The sequence below is a fragment of the Brotocaccenecus cirricatena genome (genome assembly GCF_020687045.1).
Lineage (GTDB): Bacteria > Bacillota > Clostridia > Oscillospirales > Oscillospiraceae > Vescimonas > Vescimonas cirricatena.
On the sequence record NZ_JAJEPW010000020.1, the window covers coordinates 43,889 to 53,582 of the forward strand.

12 protein-coding genes are annotated in these 9,694 nt (G+C 63.2%); 6 read left to right on the forward strand and 6 right to left on the reverse strand.

The annotated features are described in order from the left end of the window. Window position 1: 1 nt before the first annotated feature. Window positions 2-715, forward strand: a complete 714-nt coding sequence (locus LKD37_RS08280) for an ATP-binding cassette domain-containing protein (protein ID WP_302928784.1) — start codon at window positions 2-4, stop codon at window positions 713-715. Further along, the gene (locus tag LKD37_RS08285; protein WP_302928785.1) at window positions 705-2,279 is read left to right on the forward strand and encodes a hypothetical protein; all 1,575 of its coding nucleotides are present in this window, start codon (window positions 705-707) and stop codon (window positions 2,277-2,279) included. Before LKD37_RS08280 ends, LKD37_RS08285 begins: the two co-directional genes overlap by 11 nt. A gap of 48 nt (window positions 2,280-2,327) precedes the next feature. On the opposite strand, the gene LKD37_RS08290 is transcribed toward LKD37_RS08285, so the two are convergent. From LKD37_RS08290 to LKD37_RS08300, 3 genes are read right to left on the reverse strand one after another with little or no spacing between them, the layout of a single operon-like run. Continuing rightward, on the reverse strand, window positions 2,328-2,774 hold the full coding sequence (locus LKD37_RS08290; RefSeq protein ID WP_302928786.1) for a MerR family transcriptional regulator: 447 nt from the start codon (window positions 2,772-2,774) through the stop codon (window positions 2,328-2,330). 33 nt (window positions 2,775-2,807) lie between these two features. Continuing rightward, a complete protein-coding gene (locus LKD37_RS08295) occupies window positions 2,808-3,479 on the reverse strand; it encodes an RluA family pseudouridine synthase (protein ID WP_302928787.1) in 672 nt (223 codons plus the stop codon). A gap of 3 nt (window positions 3,480-3,482) precedes the next feature. After that, window positions 3,483-4,829: a D-alanyl-D-alanine carboxypeptidase family protein gene (locus LKD37_RS08300; RefSeq protein ID WP_302928788.1), complete on the reverse strand. Its 1,347-nt coding sequence runs from the start codon at window positions 4,827-4,829 to the stop codon at window positions 3,483-3,485. A 115-nt stretch (window positions 4,830-4,944) separates the two neighbouring features. Between LKD37_RS08300 and LKD37_RS08305 the strand changes: the two genes are divergently transcribed. The 4 genes from LKD37_RS08305 to LKD37_RS08320 are packed head-to-tail and all read left to right on the forward strand — an operon-like array spanning window position 4,945 to window position 8,288. After that, on the forward strand, window positions 4,945-5,307 hold the full coding sequence (locus tag LKD37_RS08305) for a ComEA family DNA-binding protein (protein ID WP_302928789.1): 363 nt from the start codon (window positions 4,945-4,947) through the stop codon (window positions 5,305-5,307). Further along, a complete protein-coding gene (locus tag LKD37_RS08310; RefSeq protein WP_302928790.1) occupies window positions 5,304-6,005 on the forward strand; it encodes a response regulator transcription factor in 702 nt (233 codons plus the stop codon). Before LKD37_RS08305 ends, LKD37_RS08310 begins: the two co-directional genes overlap by 4 nt. A gap of 7 nt (window positions 6,006-6,012) precedes the next feature. Beyond that, the gene (locus tag LKD37_RS08315) at window positions 6,013-7,395 is read left to right on the forward strand and encodes a sensor histidine kinase (protein ID WP_302928791.1); all 1,383 of its coding nucleotides are present in this window, start codon (window positions 6,013-6,015) and stop codon (window positions 7,393-7,395) included. After that, window positions 7,392-8,288: a GerMN domain-containing protein gene (locus tag LKD37_RS08320; RefSeq protein WP_302928792.1), complete on the forward strand. Its 897-nt coding sequence runs from the start codon at window positions 7,392-7,394 to the stop codon at window positions 8,286-8,288. The genes LKD37_RS08315 and LKD37_RS08320 overlap by 4 nt, the downstream gene beginning before the upstream one ends. Window positions 8,289-8,353: 65 nt before the next feature. Here the strand turns inward: LKD37_RS08320 and LKD37_RS08325 are convergent, their stop codons facing one another. From LKD37_RS08325 to LKD37_RS08335, 3 genes are all read right to left on the reverse strand, one after another. Beyond that, entirely contained in the window at window positions 8,354-8,788 is a 435-nt protein-coding gene (locus LKD37_RS08325) for a CD1247 N-terminal domain-containing protein (protein WP_302928793.1), read from the reverse strand. 48 nt (window positions 8,789-8,836) lie between these two features. Continuing rightward, window positions 8,837-9,403: an elongation factor P gene (efp, locus tag LKD37_RS08330; RefSeq protein ID WP_022178020.1), complete on the reverse strand. Its 567-nt coding sequence runs from the start codon at window positions 9,401-9,403 to the stop codon at window positions 8,837-8,839. A 104-nt stretch (window positions 9,404-9,507) separates the two neighbouring features. Beyond that, on the reverse strand, window positions 9,508-9,694 hold a 187-nt coding region (locus LKD37_RS08335), incomplete at its 5' end, for a hypothetical protein (RefSeq protein WP_302928794.1).

Consider the following 9,694-nt stretch of genomic DNA (forward strand, 5'->3'; position numbering starts at 1 on the left):
CATGAAGCTGGTTGTCGATCAACTGCAAAAGCGCTTCGGGACCCAGGAGGTGCTGCGGGGCGCGTCCTTCACCTTTGAACAGGGGAAGATTTACGGTCTCATCGGCCGCAACGGCGCAGGCAAGACCACGTTCTTCAACTGTCTCAACGAGGACCTCACCGCCGACGGCGGATCCTTCCACCTGGAGGACGACGCCGGTGCCGCCCGGCCCGTCACCGCCGACGACATGGGCTATGTGCTCTCCACCCCGGTGGTGCCGGAGTTTCTCACCGCCCGGGAATTTCTGCAATTCTTCCTGGAGATCAACCGGGGCAAGATCCCCTACCCCAAGGCCCCGGACGTATACCTGGACTATATGTGCATCGACCCGGCCGACCGGGGAAAGCTGCTGAAGGATTTCTCCCACGGCATGAAAAACAAGATGCAGATGCTGGTGAACATCATGGCGGACCCCGCCGTGCTGCTGCTGGACGAGCCGCTGACCTCCTTTGACGTGGTGGTGGCCGACGAGATGAAGGCCCTGCTGCGGCGGATCAAGACCCGGCATATCATCCTGCTGTCCACCCATATCATGGACCTGGCCCTGGACCTGTGCGACGACATCGTGATCCTGCACCACGGGGTCCTGCAGGAGGTACGGCGGGAGGACCTGGCCGATGAGGCGTACAAGGACCGCATCATCGCCGCCCTGAAGGAGGAGCCGGATGTGGTTTGACACCCTGGTTTTGCAGCTGCGGCTGCACATGGCCTATCGGGTCAACGGCATTCTGTACCGGCTGCGGTTTCTGCACCTGCCCTATGAAAACAGCTTTGCCAAGACCCTGGGGCTGGTGCTGGCCGTCCTGCGGGAGATTTTCGGCATACTGCTGGGAAAGCTCCTGTATATGGCGGTGTTTTTCGCCGCTCCCCTGCTGCTGATCCATCGGGAGCTGCCGTCGGAGCTGTACGGCCATCTGCTGGTGTTTCTGACGCTGATCGGCGGTATTTTCAACAACAATCTGCTGAATGGCGGCCGGGACGCCTATTACGCCGTGATCCTCCTGCGGATGGACGCCCGGCGTTACACCCTGTCGGCGTATGGGTACTATCTGCTGAAAACCGCCGTGGGCTTCCTGGCGGCGGCGCTGTTGGTGGGGCATCTGATCCTGGGCCAGGGGCTGGCCCTGTGTCTGCTGACCCCGGTGCTGGTGTGCGGCGTCAAGCTCCTCTCTGCGGGACTGGAGCTGCGGCACTTCCACCGGCGGGGTATCCTGCCCCGGGACGAAAAGAGGTTCTCCCTGCTACAGGGTGCCTCCGTTCTTCTGCTGGCGGCGGCGTATCTGCCCCCTCTCCTGCTGAACCGGGCCCTGCCCTCCGCCGCCGTATACGCTGTCTGCGGGCTGGCGGCGGCTGGCGGCGCGTGGGGTGCCGCATATCTGCTGCACTTTTCCGGCTATCGCCGGGTGTACCGGCACCTGTTCACGGCGGACGTATCCCTGCTCAGCGGCAACGACCCCCAGGCGACAGCCCGGGAGACCCAGGCCCAGTATCAGAGCAAGCTGACCCTGGACGCAGGCCCGAACAGCCGGAAAACCGGCTGTGCCCGGTTCAACGAGCTGTTTGTGCGCCGCAATTACCGGCTTCTGATGCGTCCGGCCCGGCGCACCGCCGTTATCGCCGGGGCCGCGCTGGCCCTGGGCTGCGCCGCCTGTCTGGCGCTGCCGGAGATAGCCGCCGCCATCAACGGCGCACTGGTTCCGGCGCTGCCGATGATGCTGCTTCTGATGTACTTCATCAACCGGGGCAACACCGTGACCCAGGTCCTGTTCTTCAACTGCGACAGCAGTATGCTGTCCTACCGGTTTTACCGGCAGCCCCGGGTCATCCTGGGCATTTTCACGGCCCGGCTGAAATCCCTGACGGCCATCAACCTGCTGCCCACCGCCGTCATCGCCCTGGGGCTTCCCCTGCTGCTGTTGTGCAGCGGCGGCACGGACACCCCCACGGATTATCTGGTGCTGCCCCTGGCCATTCTGGCCATGTCCGTGTTTTTCTCGGTGCACTACCTGGTGCTGTACTACCTGCTGCAGCCCTACACCGCCGGGCTGGAGAACACCAGCTTCGGCTATCGCCTGATCACGGGCCTGACCTATTTTGTCTGCTACATGATCTACGCCAACGTCCACGGGGCAACGATGGCCTTCGGCATCGGCATGATCGTCTTTGCCGCCGTGTATGTGGCCGCGGCCCTGCTGCTGGCCTATCGCCTGGCCCCCAGAACCTTCAGGCTGCGCACATAACAAAGCGCCTCTGGCCGAAAAGGCCGGAGGCGCTCGCTATTTTTTCTGTTATTCTCCCTTAAGCTCCCGCCGGATGGTCCGGAAGCGCTCCGGGATCTCCTGCTCCGTCATGCTCTTGGGAGCCTGCACGGTTCCGGCCTCTCTGGCCGTCTCATAAAACCAGCATTTGTACTCCACAGTTTCCAGGGTGTGTTGCATCTCCTCGATCCGGCGGCGCAGCACCTCCCGCTGGCTCCGGAACATCTCCAGCCGGTCGCCGATGGTGTCGTCCCCCTGGGCGGACAACTGGATGTAATGCCGGATGTCCCGAATGGACATTCCCGCCTTTTTCATGCAGCCGATCATCCGCAGCCACTCATAGTCCGACTCCTGAAACACCCGGATCCCCCCGGGGGAGCGCTCCACCTGGGGCAGCAGCCCCTCCTTATCGTAATACCGCAGCGTGGAGGCAGGCACCCCCAGCCGTTTTGCCATTTCACCCACCGTATAGGCCATAAAAATCCTCCATTCCGTTGGTTCGCTTTCCCATCAGCCCTCCACCGCCGGGAACAGGTTCCAGGGGTAGGTCCGGGGCGGCGGGCAGAACACGTCCACCTCACGGCCGGTGACCGGATGGCGGAAGGCCAGGCGGCAGGACCACAGGGCCGCCGTGCAGTTGGGGTCCTTGCTGCCGTACCGGATATCCCCCAGCAGCGGCAGCCCCCGGGAGGAAAACTGCACCCGGATCTGGTGGGTGCGTCCGGTGTGTAGCCGCACCCGCACCAGAGACAGATCCTCCGTCCGGGACAGCTCCCGGTATTCCAGGCTGGCCTCCCGGACGCCCTTCCGGGGACGCTTCACCACATAGCTCTTGTTGCGCCCGGCGTCCCGGAACAGCAGGTCCGTCAGGGTGGCGGCAGGCTCCTGCGGATGGCCCCGCAGCACCGCCAGATATTCCTTCACCAGCTCATGGGCCTGCACAGCGGCGGTGAGTTTTCCGGTGACCTCCCGCCGCCGGGAGAACACCATGACCCCGCCGGTGATCTTGTCCAGCCGGTGCACCGTGGCGATATAGGGGTTCTTCTGCCCCTGGGCCAGGTAGTGCTCCCGCAGCAGCTGCGGCATACACCGGCCGCTTTCGCTGTCCTCCGACAGCACCCCCACGGGCTTGCAGCAGATCACCAGGTGGGCGTCCTCATACAGAATCTTCAGCGGCTCCATGGCTCACCAGCGGCGGCGGCCCCGATAGGCCCGGCGCTGGCGGCGCTTCCCGCCCCGGCTGCCGTACCGCCGGCTGCGGCGGCCCAGCTTCAGCCACAGAATGAACACGATCACCAGCACCACAACGGCCACCAGAGCCAGCTTCACCCAGGTCTTGGCGAAAAACGCCTCCACGGCGGCCTTGGCCACCAGGAAACGGGACGCGGACACGTCCGCCTGGGCCAGCAGCGGCACCTCGGCGCACACCTGGTCGTTATAGGTAATGGTCAGGGTGCCCAGCTCCTGCCCGGCGGTGACGGGGGCGTTGACCACGTCCTCCTTCAGGGTGACGCTCTTGCGGATGTCCTCATCCTTGGCGTCCTTAGGCAGGAAGGCCTCCACGCTCTGGGCCGGATACAGCATCACCGTGTCCGTCTGCTTGGACAGAGCCACCGGCTGGCGGTACAGCTCGTCGGTGGCCGCCACCTGGCGCATGGAAAAGTTGTTATATGCCCAGTTATACAGCTTGGCGGACTCGGAGAAGCTCTCCACGGTGGCGCCGTTTCCCTTGCAGCCCAGCACCACCGCCACCAGACGGCGGCCGCTGCGCTTGGCGGAGGACACCAGGCAATAGCCGGACTCCTCGGTGGAGCCGGTCTTGATGCCGTCGGCTCCGTCGTACTGATAGCCCATGATCCTCCAGTTGGAGATTAGGGAATTGGTGGTGTACAGCTCCCGCTCCTCGGACATGTTGGTGGCGGGCACCACATAGGAGGCGGTGCTGCAGATCTTCATGAAGGTCTCGTTTTTCATGGCCTCCCGGGTGAACAGATAGATGTCCCAGGCGGTGGAATAGTGGTTGGGGTCATGCAGGCCGTTGGGATTGACAAAGTGGGTGCCGGTGCAGCCCAGCTCCTGGGCCCGCTGATTCATCAGGGCCACAAAGGCGTCCTGGGATCCGGCCACCGTCTCCGCCAGGATGCAGGCCGCCTCGTTGGCGGACACCAGCATCATGCAGTACAGCAGCTGCTCCACCGTCAGCACCTCGCCCTCCTTGATGTCGGCGGAGCTGCCGGTGGGGTCCATGTCGTTGACCAGGGACGGCGCCGCCACCTGCTGGTCCAGGGTCAGCACCCCCTGGTCCACGGCCTCCAGGGTCAGCAGGGCGGTCATGACCTTGGTGATGCTGGCGGGATACTCGGTGTCCCGCTCGTTGAGCCCGTACAGCATCCGCCCGGACTCATAGTCCATCAGCAGGGCCGCCTTGGCGTTCACCTGGGGCAGGTCCACCGCACTGGCCTGGGGCACGCAGAACAGGCCCGTCAGCAGAAGCGTCAGCAAAAAAACAGATAAAAACCGGCGAATTTTCATTTTCTTTTTCTCCATCTATGCTATAATGGTGGTGGGATAAGGGACAGCGTGCCCGATCCCTGCTTATCACCTCTCATTATAAGCAAAATCCAACAGGGAGTCAACAACAGAGCCTATGGGAAAAGTTACAAAAACGGAAATATTTTTGCTGGTCCTGACGCTTCTGTTTGCGGCGGCGGCGGTAGCGGCGCTGTTCTTCACCGGCCGCCCCCGGTCCGAGGGGTACACCGTCACCACCCAGCGGGACGATGCCGGTCCCCAGGAGCCCCAGTCCGGCCCCCTGAACATCAACACGGCCACTGCCGCCCAGCTGGAGACCCTGGACGGCATCGGCCCGGTGCTGGCCCAGCGCATCGTGGAATACCGCGAGACCAACGGCCCCTTCGCCTCCGTGGAGGGACTCCTGGAGGTCAAGGGCCTGGGACCCGGCATATTGGAAGCCATCCGCCCCCAGATCACCATAGAGGAGGAACCATGAAAATTTTAGTAGTAGACGACGAGCAGCTGCTGGTCAAGGGCATCAAATTCAACCTGGAAAACGAGGGCTATCAGGTGCTCACCGCCTATGACGGGGCCGCAGCCGTGGAGCTGGCCCGGCGGGAGAGCCTGGACCTGATCATCCTGGATCTGATGATGCCCCAGCTGTCCGGCAGCGAGGCCTGCATGAAGATCCGGGAGTTTTCCGACGTGCCCATCATCATGCTCACCGCCCGCAGCGAGGACGCGGACAAGCTCATGGGCTTTGCCTGCGGGGCCGACGACTATGTGACCAAGCCCTTCAACATCCTGGAGCTGAAGGCCCGGATCAAGGCCCTGCTGCGCCGGGCCAGGGGTCCCGCCCGGCCGGGCCGCAATTCCGCCCTGCTGACGGCGGGGGATCTGAGCCTGGATACCGAGCAGCGGGTGGCCATCCGGGACGGCCGCACCATCGACCTGACGGCCAAGGAATACGACCTGATCGAGCTGCTGATGAAAAATCCCCGGCGTGTCTATAGCCGGGAGAGCCTGATGAACCTGGTGTGGGGCTATTCCTACGCCGGGGACTACCGCACCGTGGACGTGCACATCCGCCGCCTGCGGGAGAAGCTGGAGCGGGTCCCGGCGGAGCCGGAATACATCATGACAAAGTGGGGAGTGGGTTACTATTTTGCGGGGGAAAACCAGCCTACAGTTTAAGTTCAGCATGAGCTATATCCTCATCATCCTGGCGGTGCTGGTGCTGCTGAATACCTATCCGCTGCTGGTGTCCCAGAGTCTGGTGTTCCGGACCAAGGAGACGGCCATGAAAAGCAGCGTCAAGATGGTGGAATCGGCCCTGTCGGGCCTGCCGGAGCTGACGGAGGAAAACGTGGGCCAGGCCCTGGCCTCGGTGGAGGAGACCGGCGTATCCCGCCTGCTGGTGACGGACACCTCCGGCTGCATCCTGTTCGACACCCGGGAGGGCGGCAGCGCCAAGGGGATGTACGCCATGTATACCGAGATCGTCCAGGCTCTGGACGGCAGCGACGCCTTCTACTGCCGGTATGACAGCCATGCTTTTTTAAGCCGGGGCGCTTCCCCGGTGGTATACCGCAACCGCATCATCGGCGCGGTGTACGCCTATGAATACGACACCCAGCAGGCGGAGCTGCTGCAGAGCTTCCAGACCAACCTGACCCGCATCTCCCTGCTGATCGGCGTTCTGGTGGTTGCCCTCAGCGCTCTGCTGTCCCGGGCCTTCACCCGGAAGATCCGGGAGCTGCTCCAGGCCATCCGTCAGGTCCGGGAGGGGGCCTACAGCCATCGGGCCTCCGTCCGGGGGAATGATGAAATCGCCCAGCTGGCCACAGAGTTCAACAGCCTGACGGACCGCCTGCAGACCACCGAGGCCGCCCGCCGCCGCTTTGTGTCCGACGCCAGCCACGAGCTGAAAACGCCCCTGGCCGGTATCCGTCTGCTGACGGACTCCATCCTTCAGACGGAGGACATGAACGCCGACACCACCCGGGAATTTGTGGAGGATATCGGCCGGGAGGCCCAGCGGCTCAGCCGCATCACCGAGGACCTGCTGCGCCTGACCCGGCTGGACAGCGGCATCCAGGACGCGGCCTATCCCGTGTCCGTGTCCCGGGTGCTGGAGCGGGTGGTCCGTATGCTGGGGGTGGTGGCCCGGGAAAAGGAGGTCACCCTGACCTATGAGACGGAGGAGGACGCCGTGGTCCGGGCCACCGAGGACGACATCCACCAGATTCTCTATAACCTCATGGAAAACGGCATCAAGTATTCCGGCTCCATGGGCTTTGTCCACACCACCCTGAAAACCGTCGGCGACACCGTGGTCATTTCCGTGGAGGACAACGGCATCGGCATCCCCAACGAGGACATGGAGCACATATTCGAGCGGTTCTACCGGGTGGACAAGAATCGCTCCCGGGCCGTGGGCGGCACGGGTCTGGGTCTGAGCATCGTCAGCGACACCGTGCGCCGCCGGGGCGGCTCCATCCGGGCCCAGCACCGGCAGTCCGGCAGCGGCACCGTGTTCATCGTGGAGCTGCCCCTGGCCCGGCGAGAGGAGGCGGACGAATGAAAAAACGGATCTTTCTCCTGCTGCTTTGTCTGGCACTGCTGCTTACCGGCTGCGCCGCCAGCCGCCGTACGCCCAAACAGACCTTCCGGATCTACGGCCTGTCCGGCGCCCCGGGCGGCGATGCCATCTCCGCCGTGGACGTGGACTGGTCGGAGCGGAAAAGCCTCACCGTGGACCAGCAGGCCCAGGCGGCTCTGGAGCAGCTGCTGGGGGCGTGCACCGAGCCGGGCTACCGCACGCCCATCCCCCAGGGGGTGACGCTGCGCAGCTGCCAGCTTACCGGCGGCATGGCCCTGGTGGACTTCTCCCAGGGGTATGAGCAGCTGTCCGGCATCGACCTGACCATCGCCGACTACTGCGTCACCCTGACCCTGTCCCAGCTGCCCGGTATCTCCGTGGTCCGCATCACCGTGGAGGGCCAGGACCTGGCCTATCGGACCCACAGCCTGCTGCAGTCCCGGGAGGTGCTGATGACCAGCGAGGACGACGTGACCCGCACCCTGGGGGTGCGCCTGTTCTTCCCCGCCTGGGAAAGCGGCCTGCTGACGTCGGAATCCCGGACCCTGACCCTCCACGAGGGCGACAGCGCCGTGGAGGCCATCATGTCCGCCCTGATGGAGGGCCCCCAGACCGAGAGTCTGTCCCCTCTGCTGCCGGAGGGCTTCCAGATGCTGACGGTCCGGGTGGAAAGCGGCACCTGCTATCTGAATCTGCCCCGGTCGGACGTGTCCCTGCTGCCGGAGGGCCTGGAGGCCCAGCAGCTGCTGGTCCGGGGCTTGGTGAACTCCCTGTGCTCCGCCAACGGCGTGGACCGGGTCCAGCTGCTGCTGGACGGCCAGGTGGCCGCCTCCTTCGGCCAGGTGGACATCAGCGGCCCCCTGTACCGGGAGTGACCGCTCCGATTCCTGAAAAAAGCGTGCTGCCCGCGGGCGGCACGCTTTTTTTGAACGATTTTGGCTTACTCCTGGTCCTCGTCGTCCTGGGCATTGGCCAGGTCGCTGAGATCGAACTCCAGCTTCTCGCCGCAGTTGGGGCAGCGGATCTCGCCGCTCTCCAGGGTATCCTCGTCGAAGACGATCTCCTCCTCGCACACGGGGCAGGTGGTCTCGAAATAGGACTCGTCGTCGTCATCGTCGTAGTCCTCATCCTCATCCTCGTCCACGTCGTCATCCAGCTCGTAGAGGGCCTGCTCCACGTCGGACAGATCGTCGCTGACGGCATCCAGACCGTCCTCCACGTCGCACAGCTCGTCCTCCAGGTCCACGAACTTCTCAGCCATGTCGTCCAGCACGTCGATGATGGCAGCGATGAGCTTGCCCTCCTTGGTGTCGGTGTCCAGCGCCAGGCCCTCGGCCAGGCCCTTCAGATAAGCTACCTTCTCAGAAATTTCCATGTTCATGCTCCTTTCCTGATATGGGTGGTGGTGGGAAAACCGCAGTCCTTACTTGGCGCGGCCCAGATACTCGCCGGTGCGGGTGTCGATGGTAATCTTGTCGCCAATGTTGATAAACAGGGGCACCTTCACCTCGGCGCCGGTCTCCACGGTGGCGGGCTTCAGGGTGTTGGTGGCGGTGTTGCCGGCCAGGCCCGGCTCGGTCTCGGTGACCTCCAGGTCCATGAAGTTGGGGCACTCCAGGCCGAACACGCTGCCCTTATAGCTCAGCACCTTGCACACGGTGTTCTCGGTGATGAAGCGGAAGGCGTCTCCCAGCAGGTCCTTGCCCAGGGGCACCATGTCGAAGGTCTCCTGGTCCATGAAGTAATACAGGTCGCCGTCGTTATAGCTGTAAGCCATGTCCTTGCGCTCCACGAAGGCTTCCTCGAACTTTGCGGTGGGGTTGAAGGAAGTTTCGGTGACGGCGCCGGTGACGATGTTCTTCATCTTGGTGCGCACGAAGGCCGCGCCCTTGCCGGGCTTGACGTGCTGGAATTCCACGACCTGCATGATCTTGCCGTCCATTTCAAAGGTCTTACCGTTACGGAAATCGCCGGCGGTAATGGTTGCCATATGTGTATCCTCCCATGTCATGAGAAAATAATCCTCAGCGGGAGTATTTCCTCGTATTCAAAAATTTGCCTATACAGCTCTATTATTTTACACGATAATAGGCGCTATTGCAAGAGCCAGACGGGATTTTTTCCCGGTTTTCCCGAAAAATCAGTCTCCAACAAAGCAAAGTTAAAAAGCCTCGCAGAGTTCACGGCCCGCAGGCCGTGAATCAAGTGCAATCCGTTTTTTGCGGCGGCGTGTACGTCGCAAAAAACACTTTGCGCGGAGAGAGTGTGTTCCGATGGGCTG

Excerpts from the sequence above, each read along its gene's own strand:
- LKD37_RS08280 (WP_302928784.1), top strand. The coding sequence starts at position 2 with ATGAAGCTGGTTGTCGATCAACTGCAAAAGCGCTTCGGGACCCAGGAG.
- LKD37_RS08285 (WP_302928785.1), top strand. The coding sequence starts at position 705 with ATGTGGTTTGACACCCTGGTTTTGCAGCTGCGGCTGCACATGGCCTAT.
- LKD37_RS08290 (WP_302928786.1), bottom strand. The coding sequence starts at position 2,774 with ATGGCCTATACGGTGGGTGAAATGGCAAAACGGCTGGGGGTGCCTGCC.
- LKD37_RS08295 (WP_302928787.1), bottom strand. The coding sequence starts at position 3,479 with ATGGAGCCGCTGAAGATTCTGTATGAGGACGCCCACCTGGTGATCTGC.
- LKD37_RS08300 (WP_302928788.1), bottom strand. The coding sequence starts at position 4,829 with ATGAAAATTCGCCGGTTTTTATCTGTTTTTTTGCTGACGCTTCTGCTG.
- LKD37_RS08305 (WP_302928789.1), top strand. The coding sequence starts at position 4,945 with ATGGGAAAAGTTACAAAAACGGAAATATTTTTGCTGGTCCTGACGCTT.
- LKD37_RS08310 (WP_302928790.1), top strand. The coding sequence starts at position 5,304 with ATGAAAATTTTAGTAGTAGACGACGAGCAGCTGCTGGTCAAGGGCATC.
- LKD37_RS08315 (WP_302928791.1), top strand. The coding sequence starts at position 6,013 with ATGAGCTATATCCTCATCATCCTGGCGGTGCTGGTGCTGCTGAATACC.
- LKD37_RS08320 (WP_302928792.1), top strand. The coding sequence starts at position 7,392 with ATGAAAAAACGGATCTTTCTCCTGCTGCTTTGTCTGGCACTGCTGCTT.
- LKD37_RS08325 (WP_302928793.1), bottom strand. The coding sequence starts at position 8,788 with ATGGAAATTTCTGAGAAGGTAGCTTATCTGAAGGGCCTGGCCGAGGGC.
- efp (WP_022178020.1), bottom strand. The coding sequence starts at position 9,403 with ATGGCAACCATTACCGCCGGCGATTTCCGTAACGGTAAGACCTTTGAA.